Source organism: Cryobacterium frigoriphilum, assembly GCF_004403305.1.
GTDB classification, from domain to species: Bacteria; Actinomycetota; Actinomycetes; order Actinomycetales; family Microbacteriaceae; genus Cryobacterium; species Cryobacterium frigoriphilum.
This window is the reverse complement of the sequence record NZ_SOHE01000017.1, coordinates 1-15330: the sequence shown is the minus strand read 5'-3', so window position 1 is coordinate 15330 and position 15330 is coordinate 1. Positions and strand designations below refer to the sequence as shown.

The 15330-nt window shown below is 68.8% G+C and carries 13 protein-coding genes; 8 read left to right on the top strand and 5 right to left on the bottom strand.

Annotated elements, in window-relative coordinates; all coding sequences use genetic code 11:
- Nucleotides 1-319: 319 nt before the first annotated feature.
- Nucleotides 320-1147 carry a purine-nucleoside phosphorylase gene (locus E3T55_RS04150; RefSeq protein WP_174775427.1) on the bottom strand — a complete coding sequence of 276 codons (828 nt, stop codon included), beginning with the start codon at nucleotides 1145-1147 and terminating at the stop codon, nucleotides 320-322.
- 84 nt (nucleotides 1148-1231) lie between these two features.
- On the opposite strand from E3T55_RS04150, the gene E3T55_RS04145 reads away from it, so the two are divergent.
- Nucleotides 1232-2671: an NAD(P)H-quinone dehydrogenase gene (locus E3T55_RS04145; protein ID WP_134518317.1), complete on the top strand. Its 1440-nt coding sequence runs from the start codon at nucleotides 1232-1234 to the stop codon at nucleotides 2669-2671.
- 756 nt (nucleotides 2672-3427) lie between these two features.
- Here the strand turns inward: E3T55_RS04145 and E3T55_RS04140 are convergent.
- Together E3T55_RS04140 and E3T55_RS04135 are read right to left on the bottom strand one after the other, a co-directional pair.
- Entirely contained in the window at nucleotides 3428-5263 is a 1836-nt protein-coding gene (locus E3T55_RS04140; RefSeq protein ID WP_134518316.1) for an ATP-binding protein, read from the bottom strand.
- A gap of 113 nt (nucleotides 5264-5376) precedes the next feature.
- On the bottom strand, nucleotides 5377-6072 hold the full coding sequence (locus tag E3T55_RS04135; RefSeq protein ID WP_134518315.1) for a Maf family protein: 696 nt from the start codon (nucleotides 6070-6072) through the stop codon (nucleotides 5377-5379).
- 42 nt (nucleotides 6073-6114) lie between these two features.
- Between E3T55_RS04135 and E3T55_RS04130 the strand changes: the two genes are divergently transcribed.
- The 4 genes from E3T55_RS04130 to E3T55_RS04115 are packed head-to-tail and all read left to right on the top strand — an operon-like array spanning nucleotide 6115 to nucleotide 10536.
- Nucleotides 6115-7416, top strand: a complete 1302-nt coding sequence (locus E3T55_RS04130; protein WP_134518314.1) for a class I SAM-dependent RNA methyltransferase — start codon at nucleotides 6115-6117, stop codon at nucleotides 7414-7416.
- Nucleotides 7417-7471: 55 nt separating this feature from the next.
- Nucleotides 7472-8167 carry a response regulator transcription factor gene (locus E3T55_RS04125; protein WP_134518313.1) on the top strand — a complete coding sequence of 232 codons (696 nt, stop codon included), beginning with the start codon at nucleotides 7472-7474 and terminating at the stop codon, nucleotides 8165-8167.
- On the top strand, nucleotides 8160-9488 hold the full coding sequence (locus E3T55_RS04120; protein WP_134518312.1) for a sensor histidine kinase: 1329 nt from the start codon (nucleotides 8160-8162) through the stop codon (nucleotides 9486-9488). Before E3T55_RS04125 ends, E3T55_RS04120 begins: the two co-directional genes overlap by 8 nt.
- Before the next feature lie 28 nt (nucleotides 9489-9516).
- A complete protein-coding gene (locus E3T55_RS04115; RefSeq protein WP_134518311.1) occupies nucleotides 9517-10536 on the top strand; it encodes a hypothetical protein in 1020 nt (339 codons plus the stop codon).
- Between the two features lie 728 nt (nucleotides 10537-11264).
- Here the strand turns inward: E3T55_RS04115 and E3T55_RS04110 are convergent.
- Nucleotides 11265-11537: an acyl-CoA carboxylase subunit epsilon gene (locus E3T55_RS04110; RefSeq protein ID WP_134518310.1), complete on the bottom strand. Its 273-nt coding sequence runs from the start codon at nucleotides 11535-11537 to the stop codon at nucleotides 11265-11267.
- Nucleotides 11538-11546: 9 nt separating this feature from the next.
- On the bottom strand, nucleotides 11547-13082 hold the full coding sequence (locus E3T55_RS04105; RefSeq protein WP_134518338.1) for an acyl-CoA carboxylase subunit beta: 1536 nt from the start codon (nucleotides 13080-13082) through the stop codon (nucleotides 11547-11549).
- Between the two features lie 110 nt (nucleotides 13083-13192).
- On the opposite strand from E3T55_RS04105, the gene E3T55_RS04100 reads away from it, so the two are divergent.
- The 3 genes from E3T55_RS04100 to E3T55_RS20595 all read left to right on the top strand — a co-directional run.
- A complete protein-coding gene (locus E3T55_RS04100; RefSeq protein WP_134518309.1) occupies nucleotides 13193-14122 on the top strand; it encodes a biotin--[acetyl-CoA-carboxylase] ligase in 930 nt (309 codons plus the stop codon).
- A gap of 183 nt (nucleotides 14123-14305) precedes the next feature.
- A complete protein-coding gene (locus E3T55_RS04095) occupies nucleotides 14306-15133 on the top strand; it encodes a PH domain-containing protein (RefSeq protein WP_241992860.1) in 828 nt (275 codons plus the stop codon).
- Nucleotides 15111-15330 (top strand): hypothetical protein (locus E3T55_RS20595; RefSeq protein WP_206751382.1); only part of this gene is annotated, 220 nt, incomplete at its 3' end. The genes E3T55_RS04095 and E3T55_RS20595, both read left to right, overlap by 23 nt.

Below are 15330 nucleotides of genomic sequence, written 5' to 3'. Positions count from 1 at the left end.
ATGTGCGCGAGCGGAAGCGGCGCCGGCTCGGCAACCACGATCACGGGCATCTGCTGGGTCGGTTCGCCCTCGAGCTCGTCATACTCGGGCTCGTGCGGCCGGGTGACGGAGGGAACGCCGGTCGAGTTCTCGGCCGGTGTTGCGGCAGCGGATGGTGCGGCCGCGACAACGGGGATGGCCACCGTCGGCGTCTCCGCCGGGTCGACGGGATCGGCGGCCGGCTCGGGCTCGGGCGTGACGACCGGCTCGGCGACCGGTTCGGCGTCGGCCGAGTGGCGTCCGCCGGTGCGGGCCGGCGGGGTCGTGGGCGTCGGGTCGCTCACAGGGCGGCCACAATCCGCGCGAGGAGCGCGCTGATCACGGGTTCGGCCTCGGCACCGGCCGCAATGACTTCGGCGTGGCTCAGCGGAGTCGGGGAGATTCCCGCCGCGAGATTGGTGATGAGCGACATGCCGAGAATCTCCATACCGGCCTGCCGCGCCGCGATCGCCTCGAGCGCGGTCGACATGCCCACAATGTGGCCGCCGATCGTCTTGGCCATCTGCACCTCGGCCGGGGTCTCGTAGTGCGGCCCGCGAAACTGGCAGTACACGCCCTCGTCGAGTGACGCATCGATGCCGCGGGCCAGATCGCGCAGCCGGCGCGAATACAGGTCGGTCAGGTCGATGAACGTCGCGCCCTCGAGCGGCGAATCCGCGGTCAGGTTGATGTGGTCGCTGATCAGTACCGGGGTTCCGGGCGTCCACGACTCGCGGATGCCGCCGGCCCCGTTGGTCAGAATCATCGTCGTCGCGCCGGTCGCCGCGGCGGTACGCACGCTGTGCACGACCCGCCGCACGCCGTGGCCCTCGTAGTAATGGGTGCGCGCGCCGATTACGAGGGCGCGTTTGCCGCTCGGCAACAGCACCGAGCGCAGGGTGCCGGAGTGTCCCTCCAGGGCCGGCCTGCTGAATCCGACGATCTCGTGCGCATCGATCGTATGGGTGGTCTCGCCGATCAGATCGGCGGCCTTGCCCCATCCGCTGCCGAGGGTCAGGGCGACGTCGTGGCGGGCCACGCCGGTGCGTTCCGCGATCTGCGCCGCGGCCGTGCGGGCGACCTCAAATGGATCTGTTTGCGGCGCGTCCAACGGGTTCGTCTCAGTCATGAACATTCCCCCACTCTAAACGCTGGGGCGCTGTGACGCTGCGGTGGTCGTCGAACGGTGTTGCGGAGAGAGAGAATGGAGTACATGGCCTATGAGTTCGAACGCAAGCAACGCATCGCAGTACTCGGTGGAGGGCCCGGCGGATACGAAGCGGCCATTGCCGCTGCCCAGCAGGGCGCGGAAGTCACCCTCATCGAACGCGTTGGTGTCGGCGGAGCCGCCGTCATCACCGACGTCGTCCCCTCCAAATCGCTCATCGCGACCGCGGAAGCCAGCAACTCGATCGGGGAAGCCACCGACCTCGGCGTGCAGTTCTTCGTGCGCGGAGAGCTGAAGAAGCCGCTGCGCCCCGAGGTCGCGATCAACCTCGCTGCGGTCAACAAGCGACTGCTCGCGCTCGCGCGCCAGCAGTCCGAGGACATGAAGGCCACACTCATCCGTGCCGGGGTGACGTACATTGCCGGCCAGGGCCGCCTCGACGGCCGCAACGCCGTGATCGTCTCGACCGCCGACGGCACCACCGGAACCGACTTCGACCGCATCGAGGTCGACACGATTGTCGTCTCGGTCGGCGCGACGCCCCGCGTGATTCCCACGGCGATGCCCGACGGCGAACGCATCTTCAGCTGGACCCAGCTGTACAACCTCAAGTCCGTTCCCGAGCACCTCATCGTCGTCGGATCCGGTGTGACCGGGGCCGAGTTCGCATCCGCTTACCGTGCCCTCGGCGCTCAGGTCACCCTGATTTCGAGCCGTGACCAGGTGCTTCCCGGTGAGGACGTCGACGCCGCGAACGTCATTGAGAACGTCTTCAAGCGCAACGGCATGGTCGTGCTGTCCAAGTCGCGCGCGGAATCCGTCGTGCGCACCGACACCGGCGTGCTCGCGACGCTGTCGGACGGCCGCACCGTCGAGGGCAGCCACTGCCTCATCGCGGTCGGATCCATCCCCAACACGGTCGGCATCGGCCTCGAAGAAGCCGGCGTCGAGCTGACCGATGACGGTCACATCCAGGTCAACCGCGTTGCCCGCACCTCGGTGCCGAACATCTACGCGGCCGGAGACTGCACGACCGAGCTGCCGCTGGCATCCGTCGCCTCGATGATGGGCCGCACCGCGGTCTTCCACGCGATGGGCGACACGGTCAACCCGATCGAAATTCGCAACGTGGCCGCGAACATCTTCACGCAGCCCGAAATCGCGACGGTCGGCTACACCCAGAAGCAGATCGAAGACGGCATCGCCCAGGGCGACATCTACAAGCTTCCGCTCGCCTCGAATCCCCGCGCCAAGATGATGGGCATCAAGGACGGCTTCGTGAAGCTGTTCGCCCGCACCGGCAGCGGAACCGTGATCGGCGGCGTCATCGTGGCCCCCAAGGCGAGCGAGCTCATCTTTCCGCTCGCCCTCGCCGTGGAGCACCGGCTGACCGTCGACGAGGTTGCGCGCACGTTCCCGGTGTATCCGTCGCTGACCGGCTCTATTACGGATGCCGCGCGCGCCATGCACGTCGTGCACAACTAGGCAGGCTTCTGGTTGCAAGCCCCTTCGCTTCGGCGGAGGGGCTTGCGGTGTTTTCGGGGCTGGGTGGGTCTGGTGGGTGGGTCTGGTGGGTGGGGCTGGTGGGTGGGTCGGGTTCGGGTTCACCGCGAAGGGCGCGGCGACGGATGTCCCCGGTCGCGCCTTGCGCGGCGGCCGCCGGTAGCGAGACTGTCGAGACCCGGCGCAGAGGTGGCGCACGTTCCGCGTCGCCCGAAACTCGTGGCTCTGGACAGGGATTGTGCGGCGCAACCACCGCGCTCCGGCGTAACTACCGCGCTGTGGCGCAGGACCCGCGGGGTGAAAATCGCGCGCGGCGGCGAAGGTACCGCGCCGTGGCGCAAATACCGCGCGGCCCGGGGCATCCGCTCACCTGGGGATGGATGGTGTGGCGCAACTACCGCGCAGCGGCGTAACTGCAGCGTAAGGCGGCAATTTGGGGGGAGCACGGGCCACGATGGGGAGCTGCGCGGTACGTGCGCCGCTGCGCTATAGGCGCGCCTACCGCGCAGCGGCGCAACTACCGCGTAGCTCGTCCAGACGTGGGTGGCCCGTGGCGCAGCTACCGCGCTGCGGCGCAGCTACCGCGCAGGGGCGCAGCACCCGCGCAGCGCGGCGGGCGGGCGCTGAGGTACGGAGAAAGCACCCTCGTTGACGCGGTGAAGGTGCTTTCTCCGTGACTCAGCAGCCGAACGCCGAACGCCGACCAGCCGCCTGGGCGGCGACCGGCGGGCGGGCGACCTACGCGGCGGTCGCGGCGGCGGTCACCGAAGCGTCGGCGGCTTCCGCGACAACGGATGCCGCGGTGACCGTCATGAGCAGCGACCCGGCCGAGACCGTGGTGCCGACGACGGCGGCCAGGTCGCCGATCACGCCGTCCTTCGGGGCGACGATGGGCTGTTCCATCTTCATGGCCTCGAGTACGAGCAGCAGGTCGCCCTTGACGACCGTGTCGCCCTCCGTGACGGCCAGCTTCACGATGGTCGCCTGCATCGGCGCGATCACGGAGTCGCCGGTCGCGGTGATGACGGCGTTGCTGCCGCCGCGGCGCTTGGGGGCAGGGCCGTTCGTGCGATCGGATGCTGAAGCCGGCAGCAGGCGGGTCGGCAGGCTGACCTCGATGCGGCGGCCCTCGACCTCGACGACCACGCTGTGACGCCTGGCCGATCCGGACAGCACCGCCACGGTCTCCTCGATCGAGCCGCTCCACGGTTCGATGTCGTTCTCGAACTCGGTCTCGATCCAGCGGGTGAAGACCGAGAAGGGGGCGCCGTTGGCGGGAGCGAACGCCGGGTCGCGCACGACCTTGCGGTGGAACGGCAGCACAGTCGGCAGGCCGGCGACCTCGAACTCGTCGAGGGCACGGCGGGCGCGATCGAGCGCGTCTTCGCGGGTGGCTCCGGTGACGATGAGCTTGGCGAGCAGCGAGTCGAAGGCTCCCGAGATGACGTCGCCCGATTCGACACCGCTGTCGACGCGCACGCCGGGGCCGCCGGCGGGCTTGAAGACGTGCACCGGGCCGGGGGCGGGCATGAAGTTCATGCCGGGGTCTTCGCCGTTGATGCGAAACTCGAATGAGTGCCCGGTGGCGACCGGGTCGCCGTAGTCGAGCACGCCGCCGGCGGCGAGGCGGAACTGCTCCCGCACGAGGTCGATGCCGGTAACCTCTTCGCTCACGGTGTGTTCGACCTGCAGGCGGGTGTTGACCTCGAGGAACGAGACGGTGCCGTCCTGGCCGATCAAGAACTCGCAGGTTCCGGCGCCGACGTAGCCGACCTCGGCGAGGATCGCCTTCGACGCCCGGTACAGTTCGGCGTTCTGCTCGTCGGTCAAGAACGGCGCGGGTGCCTCTTCGACGAGCTTCTGGTGGCGGCGCTGCAGCGAGCAGTCGCGGGTCGAGATCACGACGACATTGCCGTGTGCGTCGGCGAGGCACTGGGTCTCCACGTGGCGCGGGGCGTCGAGGTACTTCTCGACGAAGCACTCGCCGCGGCCGAAGGCGGTGATCGCCTCGCGGGTCGCGGAGTCGAAGAGTTCGGCCGCTTCGTCGCGGCTTCTCACGACCTTGAGGCCGCGGCCACCGCCACCGAAGGCGGCTTTGATCGCCACGGGCAGGCCGTGCTGGTCGACGAAGGCGAGCACCTCGGCGGCGTCGACAACGGGATTGAGGGTGCCGGGTGCCATCGGGGCGCCGACCTTTTCGGCGATGTGCCGGGCGCTGACCTTGTCGCCCAGTTGCTCGATGGCTTCGGGGGAGGGGCCGATCCAGGTGAGGCCTGCGCCGATCACGGCGCGCGCGAAGTCCGCGTTCTCGGCGAGAAAGCCGTAGCCGGGGTGGATCGCGTCGGCGCCGGAGCGACGGGCGATCGACAGCAGCTTCTCGATCACGAGGTAGGTGTCACCACCGGTCGTGCCGTCGAGCCCGTAGGCCTCGTCGGCGAGGCGCGCGTGCAGGGCGTCCCGATCCTGGTCGGCGTAGACGGCGACCGAGCGGATTCCGCTGTCGGTGGCTGCGCGGATCACCCGGACGGCGATCTCGCCCCGGTTGGCGATGAGGACCTTCGATATGAGTGACACAGTCCCCTAGCCTAGGGGGCGGTTCACACGACCCTTTGGATTGGATCGACAAAAAGATTGCCGAAAGTTCTGTGGATGCCTACAACGTGCCCCCAATGGATGTCCCCCGCGGCCTACAGGGACGAGGTCACGGCAGGCGGCACCGCGTCCCCGGCGAGGCGGTTCCAGAGGCTCGGCCACTCATACCCAAGCTCCATCACCATCCGCCGCAGGGTCGGCAGCGACAGTCCGACGACCGTCGACGGATCCCCGACGATGCGACCAATGAAGGGAGCGCCGAGACTGTCGATCGTGAACGCACCGGCGACGAAGAGAGGCTCCTCGGTCGCGATGTAGGCGTGCAGTTCGGCATCCGTGATGTCTCCGGCAAAGGTCACCTCGGCCACGGCGACCGCCCCGACGGCCCGCGGTGCTGCGCCCGCCCGGCCCGCGGCATCCGTGCTGTGGTCGATCAGCCAGTGCCCCGAAAACAGCTGCCCGGTGCGCCCGCGCTGCAGCCGCCAGCGCTCGAGCGCGGCCTCCGGCGTGTGCGGCTTGCCGTAGATCACGCCATCGAGCACGAACACCGAATCGCCGCCGAGCACGAGGCCCGCCGCGTTCGGGAGCAGGGCAGCGGATGCCGCCTCCGCCTTCGCGCGGGCCAGCAACTGCACCAGCGCGGCCGGCTGCAACGGCGCACCCGCCGCGGTCTCGGCGGCGAGCGTCACCGCGTGCTCGTCGACGGCAGGGTCGATGAGTGCCGGTTCGATGCCGGCGCTGCGCAGCAGCATCAGCCGAGCCGGGGACGTGGACGCAAGGATGAGACGCATGCAGACGAGCCTACGGGCACGAGTCTGTGGGATTATTGAACGATGGGCACTAACGCAGACGCAGCACAGACATCCGCCGAGGTCGGCACCGAACTCGACCTCACCATCGACAACGTCGCCCACGGCGGAATCTTCGTCGCCCGGCACGAGGGCCGCGTCGTCTTCGTCAGCGACACCATGCCCGGCGAACGGGTGCGCGCCCGCCTCACCGAGGCCAACCAGAAGAGCTTCTGGCGCGCCGAAACGGTCTCCGTGATCGAAGAAGCCCCGGAACGCCAGCCGCACATCTGGGCCGCGTCCGCCCTCGACCGTGACCCGGTCGACCGGGCCGGCGGCGCCGAGTTCGGCCACATCCACCTCGCCCACCAGCGCGAACTGAAGCGCCAGGTACTCGCCGATGCCCTGCACCGCATGGCCAAGGTCGATACCGATGTCACCGTCGAAGCCGTGCCGGTGGGCCCCGACTCCAGCCCCGGCGACGCCATGGACGGCACCGGATGGCGCACCAGGGTCAGCCTGCACGTCGACGCCGACGGCACCGTCGGTCCCTACGCCGCCCGCTCGCACAAGGTCATCCCGGTCGCCGACCTGCCGCTGGCGCAGCGCAGCATCGAGATGGCCGCCCCGCTCGATCGTCTGTTTCGCGGCGCGGCATCCATCGACCTCGTCGCTCCGAGCGTCGGCGACGTGCGTGTCACGGTCGTCACGACGGATGCCCGCGGCAAGCGCGCGCAGACCCCGCGCCACGTGATTCGCGAGGTCGTCGGCGACCGCGAGTTCCAGCTCGACGCCGCCGGATTCTGGCAGGTGCACGCCCGCGCCGCCGAGACCCTCTACAAAGCCGTGCAAGACGTCATCGATCCGGAGCTGTTCGAGCCCAAGGCGGCGAACCTCGACCTCTACGGCGGGGTCGGCCTGCTCGCCGCCGCCGTCGGCGACCGTTTCGGAAAATCGGTGCGCATCACGAGCGTCGAGAGCGACCCCGAGGCGGTGAACTTCGCCGCCACCAACCTCGCCGAGTGGGTCGGCGCGACCGCCGAAACCGACCGGGTCGAACGTTTTCTGCAGCGCCTGAAACGTGAAGCGGATGCCGCGGAGCGCGTACGGCAGACCGCCGCGACCGTGATTCTCGATCCCCCCCGTTCGGGCGCTGGCAAGGCCGTCGTCGACCAGCTCGCGTTTCTCGCGCCGGCCCAAATCGTCTACGTGGCCTGTGACCCGGTAGCGCTCGCCCGGGATGTGGCCCTGTTTGCCGGTCACGGCTACGAACTCAAGACCCTGCGAGCCTTCGACCTGTTTCCGAACACTCACCACGTGGAGGCCGTTGCGCTGCTGTCAAGGTAGCGATCGTCGCTATCGTTAAGCACACCCCGAGAAACGAAGGAACACGACCGTGATCATGGCAGCAGCAGAGACACCCACAGAGGTTGATCGCCGGGTACGCGTCGGCATCGTCGACGACCACGAGTCGGTCCGGCTGGGCCTCAAGGCGGCCTGTGAGAATTCGGGCTTCGAGGTGCTGTTCGCCTCGGCCACCGCGCAGGGCCTGGTCGACGGTCTCGCCGGTCGCCAGTGCGACGTGATCGTACTCGACCTGTCCCTCGGCGACGGCTCGATCGTGACCGACAACGTGCACCTCGTGCAGTCCACCGGCAGTGCCGTGCTCGTGCACAGCATCGCCGACCGGGTGGCCTACGTTCGGGAGGCCCTGGCCGCGGGAGCCGCCGGAGTCATCCCCAAGTCCTCGCCGACGACGACGGTGATGGCGGCCGTCGCATCCGTCGCCCGCGGTGACGTGCTCAACAACCTCGAGTGGGCGACCGCGATCGACGCCGACCGCGACTTCGCCAAGGCCCAGCTCGGCCGCCGCGAACGCGACGTGCTGCACCTCTACGCCTCGGGACTGCCGCTCAAGATGGTCGCGATGCAGCTCGGCATCGCGCACTCCACCGCCCGCGAGTACCTCGACCGCATTCGCGTCAAGTACGTCGAGGTCGGCCGCCCCGCTCCCACCAAGGTCGACCTGCTGCGCCGCGCCGTCGAAGACGGCATCCTGCCGGGCCTCGACGCCGACGTGGGCGACGGCCGTGTCTAACCCGACCGACACCGATACCGGCCCCACGCCGACCGGTCAGCTGACCGCCGCGACCGCGACCGCGCTGCTCGGCGGCGAACAGCAGCGCAACCCCATCAGCCGGGCGCAGATCGAGACCGTGCTGTACCGCTCGGTGGCGGGCATCTCGCTGATCTTTGCCCTGCAGTCCGTGCCGGCCATGATCGACCAGTTCGGCGAGCGTCGGCCGATCGGGGCCCTGATCGTGGGGTTTGCCCTCGGTCTGTCCATCTTCTCGGTGGTCATCGCGTCGCTCGCGCGCCGGGGCGTTCGAACGACGACGACGATCGTCGCCACGATCTATGTCGCGGCGCTCGTGGCCTGGCCGTTCCTGATGCTCGACCGTGACGCCGTGCTCGATGGCAAGCCGTGGATCTGGTACCTCTGCACCGTCGCGACCTCGTGCGCAGCGATCGCTTTCCCGCTGCGTTGGGCGGCCATCTACACGGTCGTGATTCCCGTGATGTACGGCATCATTCGCCTTCTTCCGGCCGGCGGTCAGGCCGAACTGGTGCTCGCCCTGCTCGACGTCGTCTACGCGACGCTGCTCGGCGCGGTGGTGCTCATCATCATCTACATGCTGCGCCAGGCGACCGACGCGGTCGATGTGGCGCAGAGCAACGCGCTGCACAAGTATGCCCTCGCGGTGCGGCAGCACGCTACCGAGGTCGAGCGGGTCGAGGTGGATTCGATCGTGCACGACACGGTGCTCGCCACCCTGCTGTCCGCGGCCGGTGCGCACACCGTCAAGGGCGCCGAGCTGGCCGCGACCATGGCCCACAACGCGATCGCCCGGCTCGATGAGGCCGGTGCCGAGCCGACGGATGATGCCGGTCGCGTTCCCTTTTCGCGTCTGGCCGGCCGCATCCGTCAGGCAGCGAGCGCCCTGGCCTGCACCTTCACCGTCGTGGAGAACACCATCGAGCCGCTCACGATGCCCGAGCAGGCGAGCGAGGCCCTGTACTCGGCGACCGTGCAGGCGATGGTGAACAGCATGCAGCACGCCGGGCCGGTCGACGACTCTTTCGGACGCACCGTCTCGATGGGTGCCAGCCTGACCGGCGGCGCCACGATCGACGTCTCCGATCAGGGGGTCGGCTTCGACCTCGCTGCGGTGCCGAGCGGGCGGCTGGGGCTGCGGCTCTCCATTCAGGGCCGGGTCGAGAGTGCGGGCGGTACCGCCTCGGTGCGCACGAGCCCGGGCCACGGCACGACCGTCGCCATCCACTGGCCGGCTCCGGAACAACCGTCCGACCTCGACGCCCAACCCGACCTTGACGCCCAGCCGGGGCGCAGCGCATGACCGCCGACCGCGTGAACGGAGCGCGCGCATGATCCGCCACTCCCGAGCCCTGATTCTGGCCGTGGCCAGTCTGTTCTCGCTCTACCACGTGCTGCTCGGGGTGTACGCGCTCGATATGCCGACGGATGCCGCCCCCGTTCTGGCCGCGATGGCGCTCTACCTCGTGGCCACCTTCATCAGCCTGTGGCCGACGAGCCCGACCCGGATGCCGCTCGGCCTCGCGCTGTTCAACCTCGCCGCCTGCGCCGTGGTTCCCCTGCTGGTGGCGACGCAGCTCGACCCGCAGGATGACCTCGGCTATTCGACCTGGTACGTGGCTGCCGTCGGTACCCTGCTGACCATCACGGCGACGCGCAAGCGCCCCTTCGTGGCGTGGCTCGGCGCGGGCTTTCTGGTCGTGCACACCGTGCTGTGGGCGGGTTTTGGCTCGCTCGGGTCGATGGGCGTGATCGGCAGCGTGGTCTGGGTTGCCGCCGCCGTGCTGCTGTCCCGCGCCCTCGCCAAGGCCGGGCGCGATGCTCGACAGTTCGCCAGGGCGGAGCGTGAGGCTTCACGCTGGCAGGCCGCGCAGGAGGCCCACCTCTACGAGCGCCAGGTGCGCCTCACTTACACGAACCGGATGGCGCTGCCCATGCTGCGCCGCATCGTCGGGCAGAACGGTGTGCTGGCCGACGACGAGAAACTGGAGTGCCGCTACCTCGAGGCGGCAATTCGCGACGAGATCCGCGGCCGCCGACTGCTCAACGATGCGGTGCGCGAGCAGGTCATGGCGGCGCGACGTCGCGGTGCCATCGTCACGCTGCTCGATGAGGGCAGCATCGACGAGCTCGACGGTGACGTGCTCGAGCACGTGCTCAACCAGCTCGCCGCGGCTATCGGCCGTACCTCCGCCGACAAGATCATTGCGCGCACGGCCGCCGACGGGTCAGAGACCGCCGTCACGGTCGTCGGCCTGTGCAGTCCCGACCCGAGCGTGAGCGCCCTGGGTCAGGACTCCTCGGGCGATGAGGTCGACCTGTGGCTGGAGATTCCGCGCGTTCGCGCCTGAGCTGTCGGCCCGGGCCGTCGTGTGGCGGGATTGTCCTGAGGGCAAAAAAGAGACCACCCAAAGGTGGTCTCTTTTGCTTTTCGAGCGGGACCGGTAACCCGAATACCGTGCCCACTCGCCCCCAAACGATCCGCCCGCTTACCCTAGTCGGCGAATGATTGGTGGTGTGGCTCTCAGAGCAACACCGAGCATGTCTAGTCTGCGCGTCTGTGCGGCGTTGCACAGTCGGCATTTAGGGGGACACGAGTGGGGGCCCCTGCGAAGGTGTTGTGTTCGCTTAGGTCCATCAGCCGGGGAGTAGGGCAAGGGCGCCAACGACGATGCGCCCGGCCCTTACGGGGCTGTTTCACGGACGCTTCGCGCGCATTACAGGGTGTGGAGGTGGTCATGGGGCCATTTTTGGCAAGTCGTGAGCGAGATGCCAAAATCTGCCCCTTGGGCTGCCGGGCGCGGCCGCGAGATGCCAGAAAGTGCCCCTTGAAGTCGATTGAAGGGGCATTTTTTGGCAACTCGTGAGGTGAGAGGGGTGGTCATGGGGCCATTTTTGGCAAGTCGTGAGCGAGATGCCAAAATATGCCCCTTGGGGTGCGGGGCACGGCCGCGAGATGCCAAAAAATGCCCCGTGGCGGGATGTGACATCCGCGAAGTGTCAGAGGTGGCCCCTTGGGCTGCACAACCTCGCCGACGAAGTGGCGCAGAACGCCCGAGCTGGCCCGGGCGAATGGGGGTCAGGCGGTGAAGCTGCGCCACTGGCCGGGGCCGGGGGTCAGCGGGCGGCGAATGCCACGGGTGCTGCGCTGCCAGGCACTCTGCCCGTGCGCGGGCGCGGTGCGGCTGCCGTCGGATTCCTCCTGCAGCAGACCCTGAAGCACCGCCGTGACAGCGGATGCCTCCATCGCCGTCACATTGCGGCTCACGAAAATGATCTCGGCCGGGTCGATCCCCGCCGCCGGTGCAGGCGGCGCTGCCGGCAGCGCTGAAACCTCGCGTGACTCTGTCATGATGCCCGCCTACAGCGGGATGTTCCCGTGCTTCTTGGCCGGCAGGCTCGCACGCTTGGTGCGCAGCGAGCGCAGCGCCTTGGTGATCGACACCCGCGTCGCGGCGGGTTCGATGATGCCGTCGAGCTCGCCTCGCTCGGCGGCCAGGAACGGGCTCGCCACGTTGTAGGTGTACTCGTTGGAGAGTCTGGTGCGCACCGCGGCGACGTCTTCGCCGGCGTCTTCGGCCGCCCGAATCTCGTTGCGGTACAAGATCTGCACGGCGCCCTGGCCACCCATGACGGCGATCTCCGCGGTCGGCCAGGCCAGGTTCACGTCGGCACCCAGCTGCTTGGAGCCCATCACGATGTACGCTCCGCCGTAGGCCTTGCGCAGAATGACGGTGACGAGCGGCACGGTTGCTTCGGCGTAGGCGTAGAGCAGCTTGGCACCGCGACGGATGACGCCGGTCCACTCCTGGTCGGTGCCGGGCAGAAACCCGGGCACGTCGACGAGGGTCAAAATGGGGATCGAGAATGCGTCGCAGAACCGCACGAAGCGGGCGGCCTTCTCGCCGGCCTCGATGTTGAGGGTTCCGGCCATGGCGCTGGGCTGGTTGGCCACGATGCCGACCGAGCGGCCCTCGACCCGGGCGAAGCCCACGACGATGTTCGGCGCGAACAGCGGCTGCGTCTCGAGAAAGTCGCCGTGGTCCACGATGTGGCTGATGACGGTCTTCACGTCGTAGGGCTGGTTCGGGGAATCCGGGATGATCGTGTTCAGCTTGCGGTCGGCATCCGTTGTTTCCAGCTCGATCTCGCTGTCGAAGACCGGCGCATCCGCGAGGTTGTTGTCGGGCAGGTAGCTCAGCAGGGTGCGGGCGTAATCGAGCGCGTCGGGCTCGTCGGCGGCGAGGTAGTGAGCCACGCCGCTGCGCTGGTTGTGGGTGAGGGCGCCGCCGAGCTCCTCCATGCCCACGTCTTCGCCGGTGACGGTCTTGATCACGTCGGGTCCGGTGACGAACATCTGGCTGGTCTTGTCGACCATGATCACGAAGTCGGTCAGCGCGGGGGAGTAGACCGCGCCGCCGGCGGCGGGGCCGCAGATGATCGAGATCTGGGGGATGACACCGGATGCCGCGGTGTTGCGGCGAAAGATCTCGCCGTACTTGCCGAGGGCCACGACGCCCTCCTGGATGCGCGCTCCGCCGGAGTCGAGGATGCCGAGGATCGGCACGCCGGTCTTCAGGGCGAGGTCCATGACCTTGATGATCTTCTCGCCGGCGACCTCGCCGAGCGAGCCGCCGAAGATGGTGAAGTCCTGCGAGTACACGGCCACCTGGCGGCCGTGGATGGTGCCGGTTCCGGTGACGACCGCGTCGCCGTACGGCCGCTTCTTCTCCATGCCGAAGCCGACCGTGCGGTGGCGCACGAACTCGTCCATCTCCACGAAGGAACCCTGGTCGAGCAGTTGCTCGATGCGTTCCCTGGCGGTCATCTTGCCCTTGGCGTGCTGCTTCTCGATTGCCGTCGCACCGCTCGCGGTCACCGCCTCGTGGTAGCGCATCTTGAGGTCGGCGAGCTTTCCAGCCGTCGTATACAGGTCGGGGCCCGCGACGGGCTTCTCATCAGTCACACCTGTAACCCTACCAAGCCGCGTTCCGCGAGAATGGGGGCATGGATTTCCCCCTGAGCCTCGCCGTCGTTCACCAGACCGCCGCCCGCTTCGAGTACCTGGCCGAGGCCGGGTCGACCAATACGGTGCTGGTCGGGCACGCCACCGCGGGTGCTGCGGGCTCCGGTGCTCCGGCGACGGATGCCCCGGTCGGCTCCCCGACGGATCTCGCGCTCGCCTGGCCCGAGTTCTCGGTCGTGGTCACCGACAACCAGACCCGCGGCCGCGGTCGACTCGGCCGCACCTGGCTCGCCCCGACCGGCAAGTCCCTCGCGATCTCGGTGCTGCTGCGCCCCGCCCTGGGCTCGGGCGCGCCGCTGCCGCCCGAGCGGCTCGGCTGGTTTCCGCTGCTGGCCGGCGCGGCCATGACCCGGGCGGTGCGCGCGATCGTCGAGGCGAGCACCGTGCCCGTCACCGACCAGCGCGAGCCGGAGAACCCGGCCCACGAGGTCACCCTCAAGTGGCCCAACGACGTGCTGATCGACGGCTACAAGGTGTCGGGCATCCTCTCGGAGTTGCTGCCCGGCTCCGGCGCACCCAACGAGGCCGTCGGCATCGTGATCGGCGCGGGTCTCAACGTCTCCCTTGACGAGCACGACCTGCCGACCCTGACCTCGACCTCGTTGCTGCTGGTGACGGGCACCGAGCCCAGCCCCGACGCCGTGCTGGCCGGCTACCTCACCGAACTGTTCACCCTGTATCGCGATTTTCTGGCAGCGGATGCCGACCCCGTCGCGAGCGGACTGCTCGCCGAGGTCACCCGGCTGTGTGGCACGATCGGTTCCCAGGTGCGGGTCGAACTGCCGGGGGGAGCCGACCTGATCGGCACCGCAACCGGCATCGACGAGTTGGGGCGCCTGATCGTCGCCGACCAGGTCGACGGCGAACCGATCGCCGTAAGCGCGGGAGACGTGACGCACCTGCGCTACTGACCTGCCCGCGCGCCGGGCCGCCTGCCACCTGCCACCTGCCGCCTGCCGCCTGCCGCCGAACTGTGAGTTAAACATCCGTTCTGAGCGCAAACCGATGCTTAACTCACAGTTCGGCGCGACGGGCCGCCCGCCACGACCGCATCCGCTACCCGCACAATCAGGTCGGTGCGGTAATAATTGGGTATGGGCAGCAGCAGCGGCGGAAGCGACAACGGTACCGGCGACACCGGAGTGATGCACCCCAGCAATCCGGGCAGTCCGTTCGCTGGGCCGTCTGCCGGTCCGGGACCGGCCCCGTTCGGCGCGAACCAGCAGAGCCAGCCCGCCGGCGTACCGGTGCAACCCACGCAGGCCCAGCCCACCGAAACCGTGATCGCCCGGCTGCGTCCGAACGTCCGCATCCTGTTCTTTCCCACCCTCGTGCTGTTCTGCATTTGCGGCGTCACCGGCTATTACGCCGGCAACATGGCCGAGGAGTGGCAGAACGCGGCGTTGCTCGTGGGCGCTTCCGCCGCGATCCTCGTGCTCTGGCTGCTGCCGCTGGTCTTCTGGCTCAACCGCCGCTACACCATCACCAGCCGACGCATCATCTTTCGGCACGGGTTCTTCGTGCACACCCGGCAGGAGCTGCTGCACACCCGCGGCTACGACGTGACCCTGCGCCAGAACTGGTTTCAGTCGGCGTTTCGCAGCGGTGACGTGCTGATCAATTCCGGGCTGGAGCATCCGCTCGTCTTGAAAGACATTCCGAACGCAGCCATCGTGCAGCAGGTGCTCAACGACCTGATGGAGCAATCCCGCACCGTGATGGGCTCGCGTCGGNATCGTGCAGCAGGTGCTCAACGACCTGATGGAGCAATCCCGCACCGTGATGGGCTCGCGTCGGCAGGAGCAGTCAGCGCTCGCCGACGACACGGCCTTCTGGGCGGCGCACTAACAGCGCCGCGGCCCCCGCGCCCACTCACCGGCCCGCCCGCCCGCGCGCGGCGTGACCGCGCCCGATACGGGTAGCCGCTACCGTAACGGCCGTAGCGCCCACCCGTTTCGGGCGCGCCCACGCCCGGACGGCCTCACCGCATCCGCTGCCCGCGGCGTGACCGCGCCCGATACGGGTGGCCGCTACCGTAACGGCCGTAGCGGCTACCCGTTTCGGGCGCGCTCACGCCCGCGCGCCCACGCCCGCGCGCCCACGCCCACGCGCCGCGGCG

Coding starts and splice junctions, on each gene's coding strand:
- E3T55_RS04125 (WP_134518313.1), top strand. CDS start 7,472: ATGGCAGCAGCAGAGACACCCACAGAGGTTGATCGCCGGGTACGCGTC.
- E3T55_RS04110 (WP_134518310.1), bottom strand. CDS start 11,537: ATGACAGAGTCACGCGAGGTTTCAGCGCTGCCGGCAGCGCCGCCTGCA.
- E3T55_RS04145 (WP_134518317.1), top strand. CDS start 1,232: ATGGCCTATGAGTTCGAACGCAAGCAACGCATCGCAGTACTCGGTGGA.
- E3T55_RS04100 (WP_134518309.1), top strand. CDS start 13,193: ATGGATTTCCCCCTGAGCCTCGCCGTCGTTCACCAGACCGCCGCCCGC.
- E3T55_RS04135 (WP_134518315.1), bottom strand. CDS start 6,072: ATGCGTCTCATCCTTGCGTCCACGTCCCCGGCTCGGCTGATGCTGCTG.
- E3T55_RS04130 (WP_134518314.1), top strand. CDS start 6,115: ATGGGCACTAACGCAGACGCAGCACAGACATCCGCCGAGGTCGGCACC.
- E3T55_RS04115 (WP_134518311.1), top strand. CDS start 9,517: ATGATCCGCCACTCCCGAGCCCTGATTCTGGCCGTGGCCAGTCTGTTC.
- E3T55_RS04150 (WP_174775427.1), bottom strand. CDS start 1,147: ATGACTGAGACGAACCCGTTGGACGCGCCGCAAACAGATCCATTTGAG.
- E3T55_RS04105 (WP_134518338.1), bottom strand. CDS start 13,082: ATGCGCTACCACGAGGCGGTGACCGCGAGCGGTGCGACGGCAATCGAG.